This window comes from Hymenobacter polaris, assembly GCF_012927305.1.
GTDB classification, from domain to species: Bacteria; Bacteroidota; Bacteroidia; order Cytophagales; family Hymenobacteraceae; genus Hymenobacter; species Hymenobacter polaris.
The window spans coordinates 1454528-1477728 of record NZ_JABBGH010000001.1 but is presented as its reverse complement, the minus strand read 5'-3'; the positions used below and the strand labels follow the sequence as shown (position 1 = coordinate 1477728).

Genomic DNA, 23201 nt, shown 5'->3' with positions numbered 1-23201 from the left:
GTCATTTAGAGTAAAAGTGCTATTTTATTACTTGCCGTTTCAACGCTTTTCTCGGCGCGTAAAAAAGCCCTAGGTCCTTTCTAAGCAGAAAGGGCCTAGGGCCTGGCTGGGCACCGGGGCTACTAGGTGGCGCGCTTAGCCGAAAATCTTTACCTGCTCGCCCTTGCGCTTGGTGCGCAGGTGCAGGCGGATAATCTGCTGCACGTCCTTGTTGTCGGCGTAGGGCTGCACGGCCTCCCGGAAGTCCTGCAGGCGCCGCGCCGTGAAGGTTTCATCCACGTAGCCGAAGCCCACGTAGCGTCCGTTCTCCACGACTACCAGCGACTTCTCGTCGGGCCGCCGCCCGGGCCCGATGACCACGAACGACTCGTGCTCGTAGCTGATGCTGTCAATGGCGGCGTCTACGCGCAGGTTGTAGCTCTCGGGGGCTTCTTCGCCCACGCAGGCCCCTAGGCAGCGGTGCACCTGGTAGTCGAAGCACGAGCCCTGGGTTTTGTAGAGGCCGCACAGCTTCTGGCACAGGTTGTACTTGGCCACTTTGTGGTACAGAAATCCCTGGGCCTTGTACTGGTTGCCGAGCGCGATAATCGGGATTTCGGAGTTGCGGGCGTCGGCGCGGCCGTAGTAGAGGCGCTTGTAGCCCAGCTCGTCGGTTTTGAGGTAGATGCCGGCCGGAAACACCGAGCGCCGCTGCGCCCGGTTGTAGGCCGGCTTCAGCTGCTTTATCAGGTGTGATTCGTAGAGCAGCGCCACCAGCTCCGAGCCAGTTAGCTCCCAGGTAATGTCGGCAATCGAATTCTTGAAATCCAGGCTCTTGCGCGATTTTACATCTACCGCGAAGTGCTGCTGAATGCGCTTGTAGATGTTGATGCTCTTGCCCACGTAGATAACCTCGCCGGCCTCGTTGTGGAAGTAATACACGCCCGTTTCCTGGGGCAGGGCCGCCACCTGCTCGGGGGTGATGAGCGGGGGTAGCAGCGCCGTTTTGATGGCCTGCGCCACGGCGGCCACGCGGCGGGCGCTCGGCTTTTTGTCGGCTTTGCCGTCGGGCCGGCGGCCGGCGGGGGCTAGGGCATCCACGCGGGCCAGCGTGTCGGCGGTCGTGGCCTCGGAGTGGCGGTGGGCGTCTTCCGGCGCTTCGGCGTCCTGGGTTATTTGCAGCAGGCGCCCAAACAGGATGGCCGTGGCCTCGGCGTCGCCAGCGGCGCGGTGGCGGCCGTTGAGCGGAATACCAATATTCTGGCACAGCTTGCCCAGGCTGTAGCTGGGCTGGCCCGGAATGAGCGAGCGCGAAAGGCGCACGGTGCACAGTGTTTTGCGCGAGTAGTTATACCCTAGGTCGGCAAACTCCTTTTTCAGAAACGAGTAGTCGAACCGCACGTTGTGGGCCACGAATACGCAGCCCTCGGTCATTTCCACCACCTTGCGGGCCACTTCGTGGAAGCGCGGCGCATCGGCCACCATGTCGTTGGTGATGCCCGTGAGCTGGGTGATGAAGGGCGGAATGCTGCGGCCAGGATTCAGCAGCGTGCTGTACGAGTCAACCACTTGCTGCCCGTCGTGCACAAAAATGGCCAGCTCGGTGATGCGGTCGTTGGCGGGCTGGCCCCCAGTGGTTTCAATATCAATTATCGCGTACAAGGCAACTAAATAGGCTGGCGTAGGGAAGGCTAACAAAGTTAGGGCTCCCGATGGTTGCCGGCTGGGCCCAAAAAAAGCCCGCCGGGTAGGGCGGGCTTTTTTAAAGGGACAAGCGGAGTAGCTTATTTGTGTGAACTAATCCAGCTCTTAGCGCTCTGAATCTCGCTACGCTGCTGCTCCAGCACCGACTTAAACGAGGGATTGATGTCGTTCGATTGCAAGGCCGTATCGTAAGCCTTAAGGGCGCTTTCTTCTCCAGTTTCGCAAGTGCCCAGGATAGATGAGTCGTCGTTGCCAGTGAAGGCCGCCTTCACGTTTATCCAGCCACGGTGCACGGCAGCGGCAGCCTCGTTGGCTACGCTCTCAACGGTGTTGGTATCCTCAGCCGAAATACCCAGCTGGCTGGCCTGCTGCTCGAGCTGCGACGCAAACTGCGAGCGCTGCTGGGCATACTGGGTGAGCTGTGATTTCAGCTCCGAGCTTTTTACTTCGTCGGCCGCTTCCTGGTAGCCCTTGGCCGAGGTGCGGTTGAGGTGGAGCAGGTCGGTGAAAGCGCGGGCAGTGGTTTCTGATGCGTTAGCCATGATAGGGGAGAGCTTAAACTCGTGGAAAAGGAACGTTCGGTTTGGATGCCGAGCATCCGGGACTTGTACGCCAAAAGAGCCCTGGGCGGTTGTATTTTGAACGTATAAAATTTAGCTTTTTACAGCTGCGTGCCGCGGATTGCGCATGGGCGGCAGCTTGGGCTCGGGGGCTAGTGGGGGGCGCTTGCCGCGCACCTGGTCCCAGAGCTTGGCTACGAAGCCGCGGTCGTCGCTGGGGTCCTTCTGGGTGGTTTCCCCATCGCCCACGTCGCCTAGCAGGAAGCCCCAGGGCTCGGTGACGCGGTTGGCATCGAGCACCACCTTGATAACGGCCGACAGCGGCACGCTCAGAATCATGCCCGGCGTGCCCCAGAGCTGCGCGCCCAAAATAAGGGCGATAATGGCCGTGAGCGGGTTCAGACTAACCTTAGAAGCCGTAATGAGTGGGGCCAGGATATTATCGGAAATAAACTGCACCACCATAAACACCCCGATTACCGCCAGCCCATGCGTGAGCGAGCCGGTTTCGACGTAGGTGATGAGCGCCGGGATGATGGAGCCCACAATGATGCCGATGTAAGGGATGACGGCCAGCACCGACGCGAAAACGGCGAAGAAAATAGCGTATTTCACCCCTAGGGCCAGTAGGCCAACGGCGTTCATAACGGATACTACCACGATAACCGTCAGCAGGCCAGTCATATAGCCCTGCACCACGTGCTGAATGTTATCTACCGTGTGCAGTACCGTGGTGCGTTTGTCAGCCTCCACGAAGCGGAACATAAACTGGCGCAGGTGGTCGCGGTAGTACAGAAAGCAAAAGATGTAGATGGGCACCAGCGTAACGGTGCTCAGTACCCCTAGGGTAGTATTGAGGGTGGAACCCAAGTATTTACTCGATTGCTTTTGCAGGGCCGCCAGCGACGAATCAATTACTTGCTCGTGGCTCATGGGCTGGAAGTGGAAGCGCTGCGCCAGCTGCTGCTGCGTTTGGTCGAAGAGCACTACTAGCTTGCTTTGGATGAGCGGCAGCTCGCTGCGCAGGCCAATTATTTGGGAGCCAAAGAAGCCGAAGAGTAGCGCAATGCCAATGACAACCAGCAGGATAGCCGTGGCAATGGATAGCATCCGGGGCCAGCGCCACTTTTCGAGCCGCGTGACGATGGGCATCAGCAGCAGCGACAGCAGAATGGCGTAGATGAGCGGTAAAAACAGGTCGTCGAGCTTGTGCAGCACGAACACCAGCAGCGACAAGCCCACTAGAAACAGAGTGAAGTACACCACCGGCGGCTGCTTGACCTGGGTGGGCGCGTGCATATTAGCCCCCGACGGCACGTTGCGCGGGGTATTGAACTGGTTGGCGGGGGGTAACATTAGAGAAGCTATAGTGAGGTAGTGAGTGAGAAGAAAGCAGCCTAGGGCCAGTTTGGTGAGGCAGCTGGCCGAAGCCGGCGCTAACCGAACTTTGCACCGTTGGCAAGGGTTGAAATACCAGCCTGGTTGGCAATTTTGGCTAACTAAACTGGCAGTAGGTGGTTGCAAAGCGCCGTCGGCGTCTTACATTTACCCTTCGCTGCCCCGCATACGGATTTTTTCTGATGAACGACGAACTACAGACCCTCGCTCCCCCCGCCCACGGCTACACCGAAGACAGCATCCGCTCGCTCGACTGGCGCGAGCACATTCGCCTACGCCCCGGCATGTACATCGGCAAGCTCGGCGACGGCTCGGCCTACGACGACGGCATCTACGTGCTGGTGAAGGAAGTAATCGACAACTGCATCGACGAGCACGTGATGGGCTACGGCCGCACCATCGAGGTGAAGGTGTCGGAAAGCAAGGTGCAGGTGCGCGACTACGGCCGCGGCATCCCCCTAGGGAAGGTGGTGGACGTGGTGAGCAAAATCAACACCGGCGGCAAGTACGACAGCAAGGTGTTTCAGAAGTCGGTGGGCCTCAATGGCGTGGGCACCAAGGCGGTGAACGCGCTCAGCAGCCACTTCCTGGTGCAAAGCGTGCGCGACGGGCAGCTGAAGGCGGCCGAGTTTTCGCAGGGCCAGCTGGCTGCCGACCCTAGGCCCCAGAAAACCAGCCAGCGCAACGGCACGCTCATCAGCTTCACGCCCGACGAGAGCATCTTCCGCAGTTACCGCTTCATCCCGGAGTTTCTGGAAAGCCAGATTCGAAACTACTGCTACCTGAACGCGGGCTTGGCCATCTACTTCAACGGCCAGAAGTACGTGTCGGAAAACGGCCTGCGCGACCTGCTAGAGCACAAAACCGACGCCGACGCCCTGCGCTACCCCATCATCCACCTGAAGGGGGAGGATATCGAGCTGGCCCTCACCCACGGCAACGACTACGGCGAAGAATATTACTCGTTTGTGAACGGGCAATACACCACCCAGGGCGGCACCCACCTGGCGGCCTTCCGCGAGGCAGTGGTGAAGGCGGTGCGCGAGTTTTTTCAGCGCCAGAACAAGAAGGAGTTTGACGCGGCCGACATCCGGGCCAGCATCATCGGCGCCATTTCGGTGCGGGTGCAGGAGCCGGTGTTCGAGAGCCAGACCAAAACCAAGCTGGGCTCCATCAACATGGGCCCCGACGGCCCTACGGTGCGCGGATTTATCATCGACTTCGTGAAAGAGAAGCTCGATAACTTCTTGTCGGTGAACGCCACGGTGGCGGAGGCGCTGCGCAAGCGCATCGAGCAGAGCGAGCGCGAGCGCAAGGACATGGCTGGCGTGAAGAAGCTGGCCAACCAGCGCGCTAAAAAGGCCAACCTGCACAACCGTAAGCTGCGCGACTGCCGCTTCCACCTAGGCGAGAATGTCAAGGACGGCGCCGAAAAAGAGGCGCTGACTACCCTCTTTATTACGGAAGGTGACTCGGCCAGCGGCAGCATCACCAAGAGCCGCAACGTGGAGCTGGAAGCCGTGTTCAGCTTGCGCGGTAAGCCGCTCAACTGCTTCGGGTTGAAGAAGAAAATCGTGTACGAAAATGAGGAGCTGAACCTGCTCCAGCACGCGCTCAACATAGAGGAAGGCATTGAGGGTCTGCGCTATAACCGCGTGGTTATTGCCACCGACGCCGACGTGGATGGCATGCACATCCGGTTGCTGCTGCTCACGTTTTTCCTGCAATTCTTCCCCGACTTGGTGCGCAACGGCCACGTTTACATCTTGGAAACGCCGCTCTTCCGGGTGCGCAACAAGAAGGAAACCATCTACTGCTACTCGGAGAGCGAGAAGCAGGCCGCCATGTTCAAGCTGGGCCGCAACCCCGAGGTGACGCGCTTCAAGGGCCTAGGGGAAATCTCGCCCGATGAGTTTGGCCGCTTCATCGGCGAAAACATTAAGCTAGAGCCCGTTATCCTGCAATCGGACCGCTCGATTCAGCAGGTGCTGGCTTACTATATGGGCAAGAATACGCCCGCCCGCCAGGAGTTCATCATCGACAACCTGCGCCTGGAAAAAGACCTGCTTATCAGCGATACGCTGCCCGAGCCAGAAATCGCGCTGGCGTAAAGCAATGAGGATAAAGCCCGTCATGCTGAGCCTGCCGAAGCATCTCTACCGCGCCGCCTAGGGTCGTTGCAACGATTTCCTAGCGGCGTGGTAGAGATGCTTCGGCAGGCTCAGCATGACGGGCTTTTTTAGTAAATTTATCCAGTGACATTAGCTTGTTTAGCTACTTGCTGGCTAATATTTTTGGGAACTTTCTGGCTGGGCCCGTTCTTGTAAAACAGCGGGCTTTGCCGCATTTTTACGGTACTTTTGCCGGCTGACTAACCGGCCTTATTTTTCTGCTTGTGGCTCTTTTTGACGCGCTTACTCCCGACCACGATTCCGCTTCCGACGACTACCTGCAGGCCGGCGACACCCTGAGCTTCGAGTTAGCCCCGGCCGACGCGGCCGAATTGGCGCCGCCGGCCGAAGCAGACGCGCCAGCCGCCGCTACGGTGGCCGCTGTGCTCTTTGGCGAGGCGGCCGACCTTAGGGCCCCCGACTTGGACGAAGGGCGGGAGGCCGAGGCTGATAGCCCCGCTGAACAGGTGGAGGAAACGGAGCCGGCCGAGCCCGAGGAAGACGCCAAATTTGCGCCCGGCGAGGTGATTCACGACGTGGCCACGGTGCGCGGCATGTACCAGAACTGGTTTCTGGACTACGCCAGCTACGTGATTTTGGAGCGGGCGGTGCCGGCCGTGGAAGACGGGTTTAAGCCCGTGCAGCGGCGCATCATGCACGCTATGAAGGAGATGGACGATGGCCGCTTCAACAAGGTGGCCAACGTGATTGGGCAAACCATGCAGTACCACCCCCACGGCGACGCCAGCATCGGCGACGCCATGGTGAACCTGGGCCAAAAGGACTTACTGATTGAAACCCAGGGCAACTGGGGCGACGTGCGCACCGGCGACTCGGCCGCCGCGCCGCGCTACATCGAGGCCCGCCTCAGCAAGTTTGCCCTGGAAGTGGTCTTCAACCCTGACATTACGGAGTGGCAGATGAGCTACGACGGCCGCAAGCGCGAGCCGATTACGCTGCCCGTCAAGTTTCCGCTGCTGCTGGCGCAGGGCGTGGAGGGCATCGCCGTGGGCCTGAGCACCAAGATTATGCCCCACAACTTTCGCGAGCTGTGCCAGGCGAGCGTGGCGGTGCTGCGGGGCCGCGAGTTTCAGCTGTACCCGGATTTTCCGACCGGGGGCCTGGCCGACGTCAGCAACTACCAGAGCGGGCTGCGGGGCGGCAAAATCCGGCTGCGCGCCACTATTGAGAAGGTGGACAAGACGCTGCTCGTCATCCGCGACATCCCGTACGGCACCACCACGACGGCGCTGATGGAGAGCATCGTGAAGGCGAGCGAGGCCAACAAAATCAAGATTAAGAAGGTGGTGGACAACACGGCGGCCGACGTGGAAATCCAGGTGCAGCTGCCGCCCGGCGTAAGCCCCGACCTCACCATCGACGCACTCTACGCCTTCACCGACTGCGAGATTTCGCTCTCGCCCAACACCTGCGTCATCATCGACGACAAGCCGCGCTTCGTGGGCGTGGACGATATGCTGCGCCTGAGCACCGGCAAAACGGTGCGCCTGCTGGAGCGCGAGCTGGAAATCAGGCAGCAGGAGCTGGAAGAGAAGTGGCACTCGGCGTCGCTGGAAAAGATTTTCATCGAGAACCGCATCTACCGCAAAATCGAGGAGTGCGAGACCTGGGAACAGATTCTCGAAACCATCGACCTAGGGCTTAAGAAGTTCGTGCGCATCGAGGGCGAGAAGCTGCGGGCCAACGACACGCGCCTGGTGCTGCGCCGCCCCATCAGCGAGGACGACTTGACGCGCCTCACCGAAATCCGCATCAAGCGCATCTCGAAATACGACGGCTTCAAGGCCGAGGAGTACATTCAGCGGCTCGACGCCGAGCTGGCCGAAGTGGCCGACCACCTGGCCCATATCACGCGCTACGCCATTGCCTACTTCGAGGGCCTGCTGAAGAAGTACGGCGCCAACCGCGAGCGCAAAACCCAGCTGCGCACCTTCGACGTGGTGACGGCCCAGAAAGTGGCCGTGGCCAACCAGAAGCTCTACGTCAACTACCAGGACGGCTTCGTGGGCTACGGCCTCAAGAAGGACGAGAAAGCGGTGGAAGTCACCAGCTGCTCGGACCTGGACGACATCATCGCCATTCGGCGCGACGGTACATTTATGGTGACGCGCATCGCCGAAAAGACCTTCGTGGGCAAGGACATTCTGCTGGCTGGCGTGTACAACAAGAACGACGACCGCCTGGTATACAACATGGTGTACGTGGACGGCGCCAGCGGCATCAGCTTTGCCAAACGCTTCCTGGTATCGGGCATCACGCGCGACAAAGGGTACGACCTGACCAAGGGCACCAAGGGTACGAAAGTGCTCTACCTCACGGCCAATCCCAACTCGGAGAGCGAGGTAGTAGCCGTGCAGCTCTCGGACAAGGCGCCGGCGCGGGTCAAGCAGTTCGACTTCGATTTTGCCGAGCTGGCCATCAAGGGCAAGGGCTCGATGGGCAACATCGTGACCAAGCAGCCGATTAAGAAGATTACCCAGAAGTCGGTGGGCGACAGTACCCTAGGGGGACGCGAGGTGTTTTTTGATAGCACCGTGGCCCGCCTCAACCACAACGGCCACGGCCGCTACCTGGGCGCCTTCGATACCGATGACACCATTCTGGTGGTGTATAGGGATGGCTCGTATGAGGTGCTGGCCCCCAACCTCAACACGCACTTCGACCTGCCTAACATCGTGCTACTGCGCAAGCTGGAGCCCGACACGGTACTCAGCGCCGTGTACGTAGACGGCGAAACCAAGACGCACTACGTCAAGCGGTTCCGCATCGAAACCAGCACGCTCGAAAAGCGCTTCCTGTTTATTTCGGAAAGCAAGGGCTCGAAGCTACTGGCCGCCACCGCCTTTGCCGAGCCCGAAGTGGAAGTGACGCTGCAGCGCGATAAGAAGGCGGACAAGGAGAAAGAAAAGCTGCGCCTCGACCAGTTCATCGACGTGAAAGGCTGGAAGGCGCTGGGCAACAAGCTCAACTACTTCAAGCTGCACGGCCTGACCTTGCTCACCGACGAAGGCCCCGAGCCTGTGCGCCGCGAAGCCAAGAAGCGCGGCGCCCCCAAAGCCGACGCGCCCGCCGACGCCGAGCCCACCGGCCCGGTAGATGTGACGGCCGAGGAAGTAGAGCGCTCGCGCGAGCTGCTGAAGCGGCCCAAGGCGCAGCTGGGCCTGTCATTCTAGGGGGCGTACTCGTCACTGCGCGGGGTAGTTTGACGTAAGCGCACTAGCTTGCTTGGACGCTTACTACTTCACACTTAGCCAATGCCCACTATTCCTTCCCAGATGGCCCTAGTGACGGGCGCTACCAGCGGTATTGGCTACGAGCTGGCCCGCCTTTTCGCCCAGGATGGCATCAACTTGGCGCTGGTGGCCCGGCGCCAGCCCGAGCTGGAGGCCGTCAAGGCCGACTTTGAGCGGCAATACGGCATTCGGGTAAGCTGCCTGGCTGCCGACCTAAGTGCGCCTGGTCAGGCGGCTGCCGTGTACCGGCAGTGCCAGGAGCAGGGCTGGCAGCTCGATTACCTGGTGAATAATGCCGGCTTCGGCTCGTATAAAGATGTGGTGCAGGAAGACGCCGCGCTTTACGAAGACATGCTGACGCTGAACGTACTAGCTGTGACGACGCTCACCACGCTGGTCGCCCGCGATATGGTGCGTCGTCGCACGGGTCGCATCCTGAATGTAGGCTCCACGTCGGCTTTCCAGCCGGTGCCCCACATGGCCGTGTACGGTGCTTCTAAGAGCTACATCATGAATTTTACGGAGGCGCTGCATGCCGAGCTGCGAGGCACCGGCGTTACGGCGACCGTACTAAGTCCAGGCGTGACGGCGACTAATTTCCTGGCCCGGGCCGACATGGGTGGCTGGTCGCAGGCGCAGGGCAAGCTGCCCACAGCCACCGCTGTGGCCAAAGCCGGCTACCGAGCCATGCAGCAAGGTGAACTAAACGTGGTGACGGGCCTCAAAAACAAACTCCTGGCTTTAGGCATCAGCCTAGTGCCTTTCCGCAAGCTAAAGCTGGCGATGGCAACGCGGTTCATGCGCGAAGGAACCTAGGGGGTTGCTGGTTGCTTTTCGAGTTATGCAGCACCTTTCTCCCGTAGGTTGTCGGCTTAGCTGTCGGGTTGCCAGCCACCGCATCGCGAGGCGCTGGCTGGGCCTTGTGCGCCACTTGGCCGCTTGCCTGCTACTGCTAGCGGCCCTAGGGCCAGCCCACGCCCAAACGACCACTTCGCAGCCCTCGCTGCCGGCTGTGCCCACGCCCACTGAGCTGGGCCCGCTGGCCCGCCCCGGCGGCAGCGCCAACCCCGACACGGCCGCCCTGCGCCGGCACCTGCGCCAGGCCGCCTCGCTGCAAACCGGCTACCACGACTCGGCGGCGCTGGCCGAGTACCAGGCGGCGCTCAAAATCAATCCGCAGGAGTACGAGAGCCTATGGCGCGCCGCCGTGCTGAGCGTGCGCATCGGCAACCGCTACACCGACGAAACGCGCAAGGCCGCCTACTTTGGCGAGGCCCGGCGCTACGCCGAGCAGGCCCTGGCCCTAGCCCCCACGGCCGGCGAAAGCAACTACGCGCTGGCCCTGGCCCTGTTTAGCCAGGCCGGGCTGCTGAACGCCCGCGACCGGCTGCGCCTGTTTAAGGAGCTGCAAAACCCGGTGATGCTGGCTGCTGCCCGCCGCCCTGACCTGCCCGAGGCCTGGCAGCTGCTGGGCCGCTGGCACTACCGCGTGGCCCACTACAATGCCCTAGAAAAGCTGTTTTCGCGGGTGTTTCTGGGGGGCGCGCCGCGCAGCGCCAGCACCGACCAGGCCATTGCGGCCCTCGAAAAAGCGCGCGCTCTCGCCCCCGAGCGCATCCAGTACACCTACGATTTGGCGCGCATCTACAAGTATCAGGGGCATCACCGCCGCTACGCCATTGCCCTACTGCAACGCGCCGTTCGCCAGCCTACCTATACCAGCGAAGACCTGATAATGAACCGCTTGTGCGAGCAGCTGCTGGCCCCCATGCAGCGCGCCGCCACCCGCCGCGACCGCCGCCACGCCCGCTGGTACCAGCACCTGCGGGCCCGGCCCCGGCTGGTGCCCTTGGCCGCCCCGGCAACCCTAGGCCCGCCCGCGCCGTGAAGCCCTGCGCTGACTGCTTACTTCGCTTTTTCGCCTGCATGAAACTTCCTTACTTTTTGCTGTTGGCACTAGCCGCCTCGGCCTGCTCGGGTCGGCCCGATGCGGAGGCCACCAAAACCGGTCACCTCACCGCCAGCTCGCCGGCCGATGCGCGCTTCGACCGCTATAAAAACCAGTTTATTCTGAGCTTTTGGCGGCTGAACCCCGACTACGCCTCCTCCCAGGGCTTCCACAAGTACGACTCGCTGCTCGTGATTCCCGACGGGGCGCAGCGGCAGCGCGAGGCGGCGTTCGTGGCCCAAAACCTGGGGACCCTAGGGGGCTTCGCGCTCGATAGCCTCTCGCCGGGCAACCAGATTGACTGGCGCATTTTGCGCAACGAGCTGGTGAGCGAGCGCTGGTACGCCGACACGCTGCAAAGCTGGCGCTGGAACCCGGCCAGCTACAACCTGGGCGCCAGCGTGGGCGACCTGCTCAACGGCCACCACTACCCGCTGGCCCGCCGCCTGCGCAACATCTCCGACAAAATTGCGGGCGCCGCCGCCTACTACGCTGCCGCCCGCGCCAACATCAGCCAGCCCACCCGCGAGCACACCGAGCTGGCGGTGCAGCAAAACGAGGGCGGCCTGGCCGTGTTCGGGCCCGCCCTGGCCGATTCCATCCGCCGGGCGGGCCTGCCCGCGGCCGAGGCGCAGTTGCTGACGCAGCGCGTGGCGGGGGCGCAGGCCGCCATTCGGGGCTACCTCGCTTTTTTACAGCAGGACGTGCTGGCGGGCCGTACTCAGTTCCGCTCCTTCCGCATTGGCAAGGCGCTGTTCGACCGCAAGTTTGCCCTCGATATTCAGTCGCGCTACTCGGCCGACCAGCTGTTTGCACTGGCCCAGCAGCACAAAACCGAGCTGCTGCATGACATGGGCCGCCGAGCGGCGCGCCTCTTCCCCAAATACTGCCCCGGCCAAAAAGCCCCGGCCGATACGCTGGCCCTCATTCGGCAGGTTATCGACCAGCTCACGCTCAAGCACGCCCCGCGCGATGGCTTCGTGGCGGCCGTGAAGCGCCAGATTCCGGTGCTCACTAAGTATGTGAACGACCATAAGCTGCTGACCCAGGACCCCACCAAGCCGCTGGTAGTGCGCGAAACCCCGCTCTACATGCGCGGCAGCGGCGCCGGGGCCAGCGTGAGCGCGCCCGGCCCCTACGACACCAAGGCTAACACCTACTACAACGTGGAGCCGCTGCCCGCCACCTGGAGCGCCGCCCGCGCCGAAAGCTACCTGCGCGAGTACAACGACTATACCCTGCAGATTCTCAACATCCACGAGGCTATTCCGGGCCACTACACTCAGCTGGTGTATGCCAACCGCTCGCCCTCGCTGGTAAAAAGCATTTTTGCCAACGGGGCTATGATTGAGGGCTGGGCCGTGTATTCGGAAAAGATGATGCTAGAAAGCGGCTACGGCGGCAACTCCGACGAGATATGGCTGCTCTGGGACAAGTGGAATATGCGCTCGACCCTGAACGCGGTGGTCGATAATCTCATCCAAACCCAGAACGCCAGCGAAACCCAAATCAAGCAGCTGCTCATGCGCGAGGGCTTTCAGGAAGAGGCCGAGGCCACCGGCAAGTGGCACCGCGCCACCCTCAGCCAGGTGCAGCTCAGCTCGTACTTCACGGGCTACGCGGCCATCGTGGCTTTGCGCGATGAGGTGCGCCGCCGTGAGGATGCCAAGTTCAGTGTCAAGAACTTCAACGAGCGGTTTCTCAGCTACGGCAACGCCCCGGTGAAGTACATCCGCGACCTGATGCTCGGGCGCTAGGCCGTACCTTTACGGGAAAGCAATTGCCGCCTGAAATATCCTAGGGCTTTGCGGCAGTCCTTATTCCCGCCCGCCATTAAGTTAGAAATTTATGACTGAAGCCGAACGCCAGCACGTGGTAGATGCCACCGACGATAGCCTGCGCCGCCTGATACACGAGAACCTAAAAGTATTTGCCAAATTCACGTCCGAGGACTGTAAGATTTGCGAGGTCCTGGCCCCACCCTTTGCCAAATTTGTGGATGCACCCGAAAACGTGGGCATCCTATTTGTGCGCCTCAACTCCGACCAGAACCCGGTGGCCAAGAAGCTGATGGATGAGAAAGTGGCGCCCTTCTTCGTGAGCTACTGCCAGGGCCGCCTGCTGGAGTGCGACGCCCTGACCGAGGAAAAACAGGTAACCGGTCAGCTCGACCGCCTGCGGGCGTTCGTGCCGGTGCGCAACTAGCCCCTAGGGCACCCGCCAGGGGCGATACTGAAAACGTCATGCTGAGTTAAGCCCAGCATCTTGCCCTCGCTACTGAGAGCTTAATAGCCTCAGCGAGTGAGCGGGATGCTGGGCTTAACGCAGCATGACGTTTTCAGTGAATTATTCTAACTACTTAAGCAATAAGAATTTCTTTGTTTTTCATTCTTTCTAAACTGCTGCTGCTTGCTTTTTCGCCAGGGCTGTGGCTGCTGGCTTTGCTGGTGGCCGCTATGGTGGCCCGGCCCGCCGGCCGCTGGCGCGGGCGCTGGCTGGGGGCGGCCCTGCTGCTGCTACTGCTGGGGGGCAACAATGCGCTCGTCAACTCGGCTACCCTGGTCTGGGAGCTGCCGCCAGTGCCGCTGGCCGCCGTAGCCCCGGCCGATGCGGCCGTGCTGCTCACCGGCATCACCGCTGAGGGCAAGTCGCCCCACGACCGGGTGTACCTCAACTCGGGGGCCGACCGCCTCACCAATGCCCTGTGGCTGTACCGGGCCGGGCGGGTGCGGCGCATTATTATTTCGGGCGGCTCGAACGCGCTGCACCCGGTGCCCGGCCGCACCTCGGAGGCCCGCCAGCTGAGCACGCTGCTACGCCTGGCCGGCGTGCCGCCCAGCGCCATTCTGCTGGAGGAGCGCAGCCGCAATACCCGCGAAAACGCCTTGTATACTAAGCAGCTGCTGGCCAGCCACCCGGCTATCAAGTCGCTGGTGCTCGTTACCTCGGCCTTTCACGAGCGGCGGGCCCTAGGGTGCTTTGCCAAGGTGGGGCTGCACCCGGTGCCCTTCCCGGCCGGCTACCGCAGCACCGACCCTAGCCAGGGCCTCAGCTACTGGCTGCTGCCCAGCCTCGACGCGCTGAGCCGCTGGGGCCGGCTGCTGCACGAGTTGGTGGGCTACGCCGCGTACAAAGTGCGAGGCTACTGCTAAGGGAATCGGCCGGGGGCCGCTGCTTGTTTGCGCGGCAGCCACTCGGCTAGCTGCTGCGATGGAAGCCCGCAAAATTATTCACCTCGATATGGATGCGTTTTACGCCTCCGTAGAGCAGCGCGACGACCCCGCCCTGCGCGGGCGGCCCGTGGCGGTGGGCGGTGCCCTGGGCCGGGGCGTGGTGGCGGCGGCCAGCTACGAGGCGCGCCAGTTCGGGGTGCGCTCGGCCATACCTTCGGTCACCGCCCGGCGCCGCTGTCCCGAGCTGGTATTTGTGAAGCCCCGCTTCGAGGTCTACAAGGCCGTGTCGGCGCAGGTGCGCGCCATTCTGGCCGAGTACACGCCGCTTATCGAGCCCCTGTCGCTGGATGAGGCCTACCTCGACGTGACGCAGCAGCTACCCCCAGGCACGACGGCTACCCAGTGGGCCCGCGAAATTCGGGCCCGCATTCGGGCGGCCACCGGGCTCACGGCCTCGGCGGGAATTTCCTACAATAAGTTTTTGGCCAAGCTAGCCTCCGACTACCGCAAGCCCGACGGGCAGTTCGTGATTCGGCCGCACGAGGGGCCCGCGTTTGTAGAGGCGCTGGCGGTGGGGCAGTTCCACGGCATTGGGCCGGCTACGGCGGCGCGGCTCAACGGCCTGGGCATCTTCACCGGCCTCGACTTGCGGCAGCAAACCGAAGCGTTTCTGCGCCAGCATTTTGGCAAGGCCGGCGGCTACTACTACGCCATTGCCCGCGCCCAGGACCACCGCCCCGTCGTGCCCGACCGGGTGCGCAAGTCCATCGGCTCCGAAACCACCTTTGCCCAAAGCCTGACCGCGGAGCCCGAGTTTTACGAGCGCCTGGCGCCGCTGCTGGCTAGCGTGTGGGCCAGCGCCGAGCGCTTAGGGGTGGCCGGGCGCTCGGTCACGCTCAAGCTCAAGTACGATAATTTTCAGCAGTTGACGCGCAGCCGCTCAGCCGCCGCGCCGGTGCGCTCGCTTGCCCACTTTACCCAAGCCGCCCACGAGCTACTGGCCCCGCTGCTGCCCCCCGCCCAAGGCGTGCGCCTGCTGGGCGTGGCGCTCTCGAGCCTCGAAGGTGAGGCAGTGCAAGCCGGCCAGCAGCTCGGGCTTTTCGAGTAGGGGAGGGGCCTAGGGGCAGTCGAGTTAAACCAGGCAGAAAGGCGGTCATGCTCATCTGGCGTCCGCTTGTCGAAGCATCTCTACCGCTGTCGTCCGCATGACGTTGTTCGGTAGATATGCTTCGACAAGCGGATGCCAGATGAGCATGACCGCCTTTCTGCCTGGTTTAACTCGACTGCCCCTAGGCCCCTACTTAATCCAGACCGCCTTGTGATTAGTAAACTCCCGGATGCCCTGGTAGGATAGCTCGCGGCCGTAGCCCGACTTTTTCACGCCCCCGAAGGGCAGCTCGTTCATCGACTTCACTAGGCCGTTGATGAACACGGCGCCGTTTTCGAGCTGCCGGGCTAGCCGCTCGGCCTGGGCCACATCTTGGGTCCAGATGGCGGCGCCCAGGCCAAAGCGCGAGTCGTTGGCCAGACGCACGGCGTCGGCGGCATCGCGGGCCGTCAGCACCAGGGCCACGGGGCCGAACAACTCCTCGGCGTAGGCGCGCTGGCCGGGCTTTACGTGGCTGAGCACCAGAGGGTCGAAGCGGGTGCTGCCGGGGTGGGGCTGGCCGCCGGCTAGCTCCACTTTAGCCCCTAGGGCCACGCTGTCGGCCACTTGGGTGGCTAGCTGGTTGGCCAGGTCGGGGCGGGCCAGGGGGCCGTAGTCGGTGGTGTCGGCCAGCGGGTCGCCGTAGCGCAGCTGGCGCAAGTGGCTTACCAGCAAGCGCGTGAACTCGCGCACTACCGGCTTTTCCACGATGAAGCGCTTGGCGGCGATGCAGCTTTGGCCGGCGTTAATAAGGCGGGCCTGGGCGGCGGTGCGGGCGGCCAGCGCTAGGTCGGCATCGGCCAGCACGATGAACGGGTCGGAGCCGCCCAGCTCCAGCACGGTTTTCTTGATGTGCTGGCCGGCCGCCGCCGCCACCGCCGCGCCCGCCCGCTCCGAGCCGGTGAGCGTGGCGGCGCGCACCCGGTCGTCGGCCAGCAGCCCGGCTACTTGCTCGTTCGTTATAAACAGGTTCTGGAAGGCGGTGGGCGGCACGCCGGCGTCGTGCAGCAGCTTTTCGAGGGCTAGGGCGCACTGCGGCACGTTGGGCGCGTGCTTGAGCAACCCCACGTTGCCCGCCATCAAGGCGGGGGCGGCGAAGCGCACCACCTGCCAGAGCGGGAAGTTCCAGGGCATAATGGCTAGCACCACCCCTAAGGGCGCGTAGCTAAGGTAGCTGCGGGTGCCGTCGGTTGTCACCTCCTCATCGGCCAGGAAGCCTTCGGCGTGCGCGGCGTAGTAGTCGCAGCAACTGGCGCACTTCTGGGCTTCGGCGCGGCCGTCGCGCAGGGGCTTGCCCATTTCCAGGGCCATGAGGCGGGCCAGTTCATCCTGGCGCGCGCGCAGCAGCTCGGCGGTGCGGTGCAGCACGGCGGCGCGCTCGGCAAAGGAAGTGGCGCGCCACTGCGCGGCGGCCCGGTGGGCCCGCGCCAGGCGGCGCTCAAGCTGAGCGGGCCCTAGGGTGGCAAAGCGCCGCAAGCGCCGGCCGGTGTAAGGGTTTATCGATTCGTAGACCATATAGCCCGTATAACGCGGCTAGCGGACCGCCGGGTTTTGGCAGGGCTGGCGTATGGCCCAGCTTAGCCGGCAGCCCGCGCCGGGCTGGCCGCGCTGGCAACGCAGCCGCTGTTACTTTAGCGCACCCGTACTTACCCCACCCCGTGGGCACCAACGCCCCCCCCATGACTGTTAGCTCATCACTCCCGTGTCTGAACAATCTTTAATATCCACGCCAACGGCCGCCGAAGCGGCCTTAGTGGGCCGATTGCGCGCGCACCAGCAGTCGGCCATGACCGAGTTTTACGACCGCTACTCGGCGGCGCTCTTCGGCGTCATTCAGCGCATCGTGAAGGACGATAGCGAGGCCGAGGACGTGCTGCAGGAAGCGCTGGTCAAAATCTGGAACTCGATAGAAAGCTACGATACCAGCAAAGGCCGCCTCTTTACCTGGGTCGTCAACATCAGTCGAAATTTAGCGATTGATAAAATCCGCTCGCGCCAGCACCGCGTAAGTGCCAGTGTTCAAAGCCTCGACGATAGCCTCACCGCCCAGCGGCAGGCTAGCCCCGACAGCTTCCGCCCCGAGCACATTGGCCTGCAAGAGATTACCAAGCAATTGGTGCCCGAGCAGCGCCAGGTTATCGACCTGCTCTACTTCGGCGGCTTCACCCAGAGTGAGGCGGCCGAGGAACTCAACCTGCCCCTGGGAACGGTAAAAACCCGCGCCCGCACCGCTCTGAAAATGCTTGCTAAACTGGTCCGCTAACTCTGTTTCCTTTCGAATCGTGGAAGATTACCAAGAATATATTGAATCTGGCCGCCTCGAGCAATACGTGCTCGGTGAGCTGTCGCCGGCCGCCCAGGCCGAGGTAGAAGACTGGGCCGCGCGCTTTCCGCAAGTGCGCGAGGAGCTGGAGGCGCTGGAAGCGGGCCTAGGGGTATACGCTGAGGCACACGCCCTAGCGCCGCCCCCCGCCATGCGCGAGCGGGTCCTGAGCGCGGTATTTGCCCAAATCGGCCCGCCCGCCGCCCCCGCGACTCCCGTTGCCGAGGCCCCAACCATGCGCGTGTCGGCCTCCAACCCGCATGTGGCCGCGGCCCCCGTGGCGGCCCCTGCCGCCGGTCGCAGCAGCGGCTGGGCCATCGCGGCCTCGGTGGCTTTGTTGCTGAGTTTGGTAGGTAACGCCTTGCTGTATAGCCGCTGGCAGCAAGCCAGCGAAAGCCTGGTAGCTCTCGAAAACGACCAGGCCCGCGTGGCCAGCACCACCCAGGTGCTCAACCGCGAGTTGACCGATACCCGCCAGCAGTTGCACGTGCTGCGCTCGCCCGACGAGTATAAGCTGGTGGCGCTGGCCGGCACGCCCACCCACCCGCAAGCCCACGCCCGGGTGCTCTACAGCAAAAGCGAGCACCGCGTGTACCTCGACGTGCAGCAGCTGCCGCCGCTGCCCGCCGGCAAGCAGTACCAGCTGTGGGCCCTTGACAAAGGCAAGCCCATCGACGCGGGCATGCTGACCGCCGCCACCGCCTCGGGTGATGGCTTGCAGCAAATGAAGGACATCGCCAGCGCCCAAACCTTCGCCATGACCATTGAACCTACCGGCGGCAGCGTAAATCCCACGCTGAACACCATGACCGTGGTAGGGAATATCTAAGAGAACTAAGCGCAGCTTCCAAGCTTTACTTTCAGTAGGCCCACCCCGCTGCCAGTAGCGGGGTGGGCTTTTGCTTTCAACATTTCGGGCGCTGCGGCGTTGAAGCGAGCCCTAGCCCTTTCTTTTTTCCTACCAACGCTATGCACGGTACTATCTTCTCGCTGCTGAAACGCTACGTCCAGACCCAGTATGACCACGCTGCCTGGGTGCGCCTGGTAGAGGCTGCCGGCCTCACTTCGGGCGATTTTAGCCATAAGGAAGTTTACCCCGACGAGCATCTGTACGCCTTAGTAGGCCAAGCGGCAGTAGCTGCTGGTATTCCGCCCGGCGAGCTGCACGAAAAATTTGGCGAGTACCTCGTGCCCGACCTGATGTACATGTACAAGCGGTTTGTGAAGCCCGAGTGGCGCACCCTAGACATGCTGGAGCACACCGAGCACTCAATGCACAATCAAGTGCGCCGCGAGCACCCCGAAAATTCGCCTCCCGTGCTTAACGTGCAGCGCCTGAATGAAAACGAGGTTCTGATTGACTACGTGTCGCCGCGCCGCATGGGCGGCCTGGCCGTGGGCATCGTGCGGGGCCTGGCTGCTTATTTCGACGAGGCCGACCGCATCGACGTGCAGCCCACCACCAGCGAGGAAGGCCAGCGGGTGCAGATTCACGTGCGGCGCACCCCCTAGGCCCGTGCGTCAGCTCAAAGCCCTCAAAAGAGCCTAGGGGCGCTGGGCCGGCCGGGGCCGCCGCGGCGGTAATCGTGCTCGTCGGCTTCGTCATCGGTGGGCTCGTCGCTGTCAAGGCCTTCCTCCTCGCCCTCGTCCTGCTCTTCGTCTTCCTCAGCTTCTTCCTCGTCCAGCGAGTCAAATACGCGGTCAAGCGAGGCTTCGGCGTGGCGCAGCTTGTGGCGGCAGAGGCGGATGAGTTCGGCCGAGCGCTCGGCGCGGGCCGTGAGGTCGTCCACATCTACCTGGTCGGTTTCGAGGCTGCGAAGAATTCCTTCCAGCTCCTGAATGGCTTCGTTGTAAGTCACTTCTTTGAGTTATGAGGTATGAGTTGGGGCTGGGCTAGGAGTGAGTTGTCGGCGCAGCAGCTGGTTTTCGCGCCGTAAGACGCCGCTTTCCAAGCTCATCACTTTTAACTCATAGCTCAGCGCGCGTTTCTCAAAAGCGCGCTGCACCTGATAGCGCTGGCGCAACAGGGCCTCGCGGCGGCGTTGGTGGTGGCGCCCAAAGCGGCGCAGCACCGTGCGCGAGCGCTGGCGCAGGCGGCCGGCCTCGGCCCCTAGGGCCCGGCGGGCGGCTTCGGGCAGGGTGTAGCGCAGGCCGGTGAGCTGGCGGCCCAGCTGGGCCAGGTGCAGGCGCGGCGCCTGGGTGGCCTGGCGGCTGCGCTGGATGAGGCTGGCCTGAGTACGACTAAGCTGCTGGTGGCCAGCGGCGCGGGTGGCGTCGGCCAGGTGCTGCACGCGCTGGTGGTGGCGGGCCAGGTGCTGACAGGCGCGGTCGGCCACGCGGTCGAAGAGGTCGAGCAGCAGCGCCTCCACGCGGGCCAGGCGCTCGACCAGGAAGGCGGCCACGGCGGTGGGCGTTTTGAGGGCGCGGTGGGCCACCACGTCCACCACTGCCTCGTCGCGCTCGTGGCCGATGCCGGTGAGCACAGGCAGCGGAAACGAGGCCACGGCCGCCGCCAGCCCGTACTCATCAAAGGCCAGCAAGTCGGTTTTCGAGCCCCCGCCCCGGATGAGGATGACCACCTCGAACTCGCGGCGGCGCGGCCGCAGCTGGTCGAGGGCCGCCCGGATGCTGGCCGGCGCCCCCTCGCCCTGCATCACGGCCGGAAACAGCGTCAGCATGAAGTCGTAGGGCGCTTCTTCGAGCTGGCGCACAAAATCCTGGAAGCCCGCGGCGGTGGGCGAGGAGATGACGGCCAGCCGCTGCGGGGCCAGCGGCAGGGCCAGGCCGCGCTGGCGCTCGAGCAGGTTTTTTTCTTGCAGCTGGCGCAGGGTGGCCAGGCGCTGGCGGGCCAGCTCGCCTACGGTGTAGCTGGGGTCCAGGGCCAGCACGTCCAGGCTAAAGCCGTACTGCTCGTGAAACGTGACCTTGACGCGCAGCAGCAGGCGCAGGCCGGGGCGCAGCTCCTGGCCGGTGGCCTCGGCAAAGGCGGGCGCCAGCTGCTGGTAGCGGCTGCCCCAGAGCGTGGCCCGCGCCTGCGCCGCCAGTCCGAGGCCCTCGGCCTCGCCCGCGGGCTCGGTGAGGGTGAGGTAGCAATGGCCACCGGCGTGGCGGGGGCGGCTCATTTCGGCCACCTCAGCCACCACCCAGTAGCTGTCGGGAAAGCGGTGGTGCAGCGCGGCGCGCACCTGGGCCAGCAGCGCCCCCAGGCTTAGGGGGGCATCGGCGGGCGGGGCGGGGGCGGCGCGGCGGGCGTAGAGCGGCATAGGGCGAAGGTAGAAACCAGGGGCCTTTTGGGGCGAGCGGGGGCCTAGGCAACCTTGCTAGCAACTTATAGTTCGGTATTCTGCGTTCAAAACTACCTTCGCCCTTTCTACTCCCTCCCAACCCTATCATTTTTCTCCACCCCACGCTTCTTATGACGATACGCTCTCGCGCCCGGCTAGCCGCGGCCCTGGCCCTGGCCGCCAGCGGGCTAGCCGCCACCCCGACCCTGGCCCAAACGGCCGCCCCCGCGGGCATCAACCCGGCCAACATCGACCGGGCGGTGCAGCCCTGCGACAACTTCTTCCAGTACGCCAACGGCGCCTGGCTGAAAAACAACCCCGTGCCGGCCGCCGAAAGCCGCTGGGGCAGCTTCAACGAGCTGGCCGACCGCAACTACGCCACCCAAAAGGCCATTTTGCTGGAGCTGGCCCGCAACGCCAGCACCGCCCCGGCCGGCTCGAACGCCCAGAAAGTGGGCTACTTCTACGCCTCGGCCATGGACACGATGGCCATTGAGGCGGCCGGCCTCAAGTACCTGCAGCCCTACCTGAGCCGCATCGCGGGCCTTAAAAACCTGGGCGAGGTGCAGCAGTACATTGCCGACCCCCGCAACACCAGCACCGGCTGGTACAGCTTTGGGGTGGGGCCCGACGAGAAAATCAGCACCCAATACGCCGTGCAGTTCGGCCAGGGGGGCCTAGGGCTGCCCGACCGCGACTACTACCTCAAGGACGACGGCCGCTCGAAGGCCATCCGGGCCGCGTATAAAACCTACATGAGCAGCATCTTCCAGCTGCTGGGCGACGCCCCGAGCCTGGCCGCCACCAACGCCGACGCCGTGCTGGCCCTGGAAACCAAGATGGCCCAGGCTAGCCGCAGCCGCGTAGATTTGCGCGACCCGCAGAAGAACTACAACAAGATGCCCGTGGCCCAGGCCACCCAGGACTACCCCAACCTGAACCTGCCGCTGGTGTTGAAGAATACCGGCCTAGGCAGCGCCAAGGAGGTGATTGTGGGCCAGCCCGAATACCTGGCGGCCGTGAACAACCTGCTGGCCAACACGCCCATTGCCGATGAGCGCCAGTACCTGCGCTGGCACCTGGTAAGCAGTCTCACCTCGGCCCTGCCCAAGGCCTACGGCGACGCCTCGTTCCGCTTTGCCCAGGCCCTGACCGGCGCCAAGCAGCAGCAGCCCCGCTGGAAGCGCAGCCTGCAAGCCACCGACCGCGCCCTGGGCGAGGCTTTCGGCCAGTTGTACGTGGACAAGGCGTTTTCGCCCGCCGCCAAGGCTAGGGCCAAACAAATGATTGAGAACCTGCGCGCTGCCTACGCCGAGCGCATCATGGCCACCGACTGGATGAGCCCGGCCACCAAGAAGGAGGCACTAACCAAGCTCAACGCTTTTGCGGTGAAAATTGGCTACCCCGATAAGTGGAAGGACTACTCCAAGCTCAAAATCACCCGCCAGAGCTACCTCGACAACCTGGTAGCCGCCCGCCAGTGGGCCAGCCAGGATAACCTAGGGCACTTCGGCAAGCCCATTGACCGGGGCGAGTGGGGCATGACCCCGCCCACGGTCAACGCCTACTACAACCCGCCGATGAACGAGATTGTGTTCCCGGCGGGCATTCTGCAGCCGCCCTTCTACGACCCCAAGGCGGACGACGCGGTCAACTACGGCGGCATCGGGGCCGTGATTGGCCACGAGATGACTCACGGCTTCGACGACCAGGGCCGGCAGTACGACGCCAAGGGCAACCTGCGCGACTGGTGGACGAAGGAAGACAACGACAAGTTCAACGCCAAGGCCGACATGGTGGGTAAGCAGTACGACGCCTTCTCGCCCCTGGACTCGGTGCACGTGAACGGCAAGCTGACGATGGGCGAAAACCTGGCCGACCTCGGTGGGCTGACCATCGCCTACCAGGCGTTCCAGAAAACGCCCGAGGCCAAGGCCAATAAGAGCATCGACGGCTTCACGCCCAACCAGCGCTTCTTCCTGGGCTGGGCCCAAATCTGGCGCACCAACATGCGCCCCGAGGCGGCCCGCCAGCAGGTGCTCACCGACCCGCACTCGCCGGCCCAGTTCCGCACCAACGGCCCGCTGATGAACATGCCCGAATTTTATCAGGCCTTCGGCTGCAAGCCCACTGATAAGATGGAGCGCCCCACTGCCGAGCAGGCGCGCATCTGGTAGCCAGCGTAGTAGCTGCCGAGTTTAATTACCAAACGCCCCCGTCGCCAGAGCTGGCGGCGGGGGCGTTTGGCTTATGCCTTGGG

18 protein-coding genes are annotated in these 23201 nt (G+C 63.4%); 12 read left to right on the top strand and 6 right to left on the bottom strand.

What is annotated here, in order from left to right:
- Positions 1-135: 135 nt before the first annotated feature.
- From HHL22_RS06315 to HHL22_RS06305, 3 genes are all read right to left on the bottom strand, one after another.
- Complete coding sequence (locus HHL22_RS06315; protein ID WP_169530090.1) at positions 136-1641, bottom strand: exonuclease domain-containing protein; 1506 nt, start codon at positions 1639-1641, stop codon at positions 136-138.
- Between the two features lie 122 nt (positions 1642-1763).
- Positions 1764-2225, bottom strand: coding sequence for a ferritin-like domain-containing protein (locus HHL22_RS06310; protein ID WP_169530089.1), 462 nt, complete (start codon positions 2223-2225; stop codon positions 1764-1766).
- Between the two features lie 111 nt (positions 2226-2336).
- Positions 2337-3599: an AI-2E family transporter gene (locus tag HHL22_RS06305; protein ID WP_241737979.1), complete on the bottom strand. Its 1263-nt coding sequence runs from the start codon at positions 3597-3599 to the stop codon at positions 2337-2339.
- A gap of 224 nt (positions 3600-3823) precedes the next feature.
- Between HHL22_RS06305 and HHL22_RS06300 the strand changes: the two genes are divergently transcribed.
- The 8 genes from HHL22_RS06300 to dinB all read left to right on the top strand — a co-directional run bounded on the left by HHL22_RS06300 (position 3824) and on the right by dinB (position 15295).
- Positions 3824-5752: a DNA topoisomerase IV subunit B gene (locus HHL22_RS06300; RefSeq protein ID WP_169530088.1), complete on the top strand. Its 1929-nt coding sequence runs from the start codon at positions 3824-3826 to the stop codon at positions 5750-5752.
- Positions 5753-6279: 527 nt separating this feature from the next.
- Positions 6280-9006: a DNA gyrase/topoisomerase IV subunit A gene (locus tag HHL22_RS06295; protein WP_169530987.1), complete on the top strand. Its 2727-nt coding sequence runs from the start codon at positions 6280-6282 to the stop codon at positions 9004-9006.
- Positions 9007-9087: 81 nt separating this feature from the next.
- The gene (locus tag HHL22_RS06290) at positions 9088-9882 is read left to right on the top strand and encodes an SDR family NAD(P)-dependent oxidoreductase (RefSeq protein WP_169530087.1); all 795 of its coding nucleotides are present in this window, start codon (positions 9088-9090) and stop codon (positions 9880-9882) included.
- A gap of 25 nt (positions 9883-9907) precedes the next feature.
- Complete coding sequence (locus HHL22_RS06285) at positions 9908-10954, top strand: tetratricopeptide repeat protein (RefSeq protein ID WP_169530086.1); 1047 nt, start codon at positions 9908-9910, stop codon at positions 10952-10954.
- Between the two features lie 38 nt (positions 10955-10992).
- A complete protein-coding gene (locus tag HHL22_RS06280; RefSeq protein ID WP_169530085.1) occupies positions 10993-12771 on the top strand; it encodes a DUF885 domain-containing protein in 1779 nt (592 codons plus the stop codon).
- 91 nt (positions 12772-12862) lie between these two features.
- The gene (locus tag HHL22_RS06275) at positions 12863-13219 is read left to right on the top strand and encodes a thioredoxin domain-containing protein (RefSeq protein WP_169530084.1); all 357 of its coding nucleotides are present in this window, start codon (positions 12863-12865) and stop codon (positions 13217-13219) included.
- Positions 13220-13392: 173 nt separating this feature from the next.
- Complete coding sequence (locus HHL22_RS06270) at positions 13393-14166, top strand: YdcF family protein (RefSeq protein WP_169530083.1); 774 nt, start codon at positions 13393-13395, stop codon at positions 14164-14166.
- A gap of 58 nt (positions 14167-14224) precedes the next feature.
- The gene (gene dinB / locus HHL22_RS06265) at positions 14225-15295 is read left to right on the top strand and encodes a DNA polymerase IV (RefSeq protein ID WP_169530082.1); all 1071 of its coding nucleotides are present in this window, start codon (positions 14225-14227) and stop codon (positions 15293-15295) included.
- Positions 15296-15484: 189 nt separating this feature from the next.
- Here dinB and HHL22_RS06260 read toward each other — a convergent pair whose 3' ends face one another.
- On the bottom strand, positions 15485-16849 hold the full coding sequence (locus tag HHL22_RS06260; protein WP_169530081.1) for an NAD-dependent succinate-semialdehyde dehydrogenase: 1365 nt from the start codon (positions 16847-16849) through the stop codon (positions 15485-15487).
- Between the two features lie 187 nt (positions 16850-17036).
- On the opposite strand from HHL22_RS06260, the gene HHL22_RS06255 reads away from it, so the two are divergent.
- From HHL22_RS06255 to HHL22_RS06245, 3 genes are all read left to right on the top strand, one after another.
- Positions 17037-17597 (top strand): RNA polymerase sigma factor, encoded by a 561-nt coding sequence (locus HHL22_RS06255; RefSeq protein WP_317172630.1) that lies wholly within the window; start codon positions 17037-17039, stop codon positions 17595-17597.
- Between the two features lie 19 nt (positions 17598-17616).
- On the top strand, positions 17617-18486 hold the full coding sequence (locus tag HHL22_RS06250) for an anti-sigma factor (RefSeq protein ID WP_169530080.1): 870 nt from the start codon (positions 17617-17619) through the stop codon (positions 18484-18486).
- A 140-nt stretch (positions 18487-18626) separates the two neighbouring features.
- Positions 18627-19169 carry a heme NO-binding domain-containing protein gene (locus tag HHL22_RS06245; protein ID WP_169530079.1) on the top strand — a complete coding sequence of 181 codons (543 nt, stop codon included), beginning with the start codon at positions 18627-18629 and terminating at the stop codon, positions 19167-19169.
- A gap of 23 nt (positions 19170-19192) precedes the next feature.
- On the opposite strand, the gene xseB is transcribed toward HHL22_RS06245, so the two are convergent.
- Together xseB and xseA are read right to left on the bottom strand one after the other, a co-directional pair.
- On the bottom strand, positions 19193-19516 hold the full coding sequence (xseB, locus tag HHL22_RS06240) for an exodeoxyribonuclease VII small subunit (protein ID WP_169530078.1): 324 nt from the start codon (positions 19514-19516) through the stop codon (positions 19193-19195).
- Between the two features lie 9 nt (positions 19517-19525).
- A complete protein-coding gene (gene xseA, locus HHL22_RS06235; RefSeq protein ID WP_169530077.1) occupies positions 19526-20920 on the bottom strand; it encodes an exodeoxyribonuclease VII large subunit in 1395 nt (464 codons plus the stop codon).
- Between the two features lie 152 nt (positions 20921-21072).
- Here xseA and HHL22_RS06230 point away from each other — a divergent pair, with 152 nt between their 5' ends.
- Positions 21073-23118 carry a M13 family metallopeptidase gene (locus HHL22_RS06230; RefSeq protein WP_169530076.1) on the top strand — a complete coding sequence of 682 codons (2046 nt, stop codon included), beginning with the start codon at positions 21073-21075 and terminating at the stop codon, positions 23116-23118.
- Positions 23119-23201 lie beyond the last annotated feature (83 nt).

Bases quoted from the DNA above. Each gene is read 5' to 3' on its own strand.
- HHL22_RS06310 (WP_169530089.1), bottom strand. From the start codon at position 2,225: ATGGCTAACGCATCAGAAACCACTGCCCGCGCTTTCACCGACCTGCTC.
- HHL22_RS06305 (WP_241737979.1), bottom strand. From the start codon at position 3,599: ATGTTACCCCCCGCCAACCAGTTCAATACCCCGCGCAACGTGCCGTCG.
- HHL22_RS06300 (WP_169530088.1), top strand. From the start codon at position 3,824: ATGAACGACGAACTACAGACCCTCGCTCCCCCCGCCCACGGCTACACC.
- HHL22_RS06290 (WP_169530087.1), top strand. From the start codon at position 9,088: ATGCCCACTATTCCTTCCCAGATGGCCCTAGTGACGGGCGCTACCAGC.
- HHL22_RS06285 (WP_169530086.1), top strand. From the start codon at position 9,908: ATGCAGCACCTTTCTCCCGTAGGTTGTCGGCTTAGCTGTCGGGTTGCC.
- HHL22_RS06280 (WP_169530085.1), top strand. From the start codon at position 10,993: ATGAAACTTCCTTACTTTTTGCTGTTGGCACTAGCCGCCTCGGCCTGC.
- HHL22_RS06275 (WP_169530084.1), top strand. From the start codon at position 12,863: ATGACTGAAGCCGAACGCCAGCACGTGGTAGATGCCACCGACGATAGC.
- dinB (WP_169530082.1), top strand. From the start codon at position 14,225: ATGGAAGCCCGCAAAATTATTCACCTCGATATGGATGCGTTTTACGCC.
- HHL22_RS06260 (WP_169530081.1), bottom strand. From the start codon at position 16,849: ATGGTCTACGAATCGATAAACCCTTACACCGGCCGGCGCTTGCGGCGC.
- HHL22_RS06245 (WP_169530079.1), top strand. From the start codon at position 18,627: ATGCACGGTACTATCTTCTCGCTGCTGAAACGCTACGTCCAGACCCAG.
- xseA (WP_169530077.1), bottom strand. From the start codon at position 20,920: ATGCCGCTCTACGCCCGCCGCGCCGCCCCCGCCCCGCCCGCCGATGCC.
- HHL22_RS06230 (WP_169530076.1), top strand. From the start codon at position 21,073: ATGACGATACGCTCTCGCGCCCGGCTAGCCGCGGCCCTGGCCCTGGCC.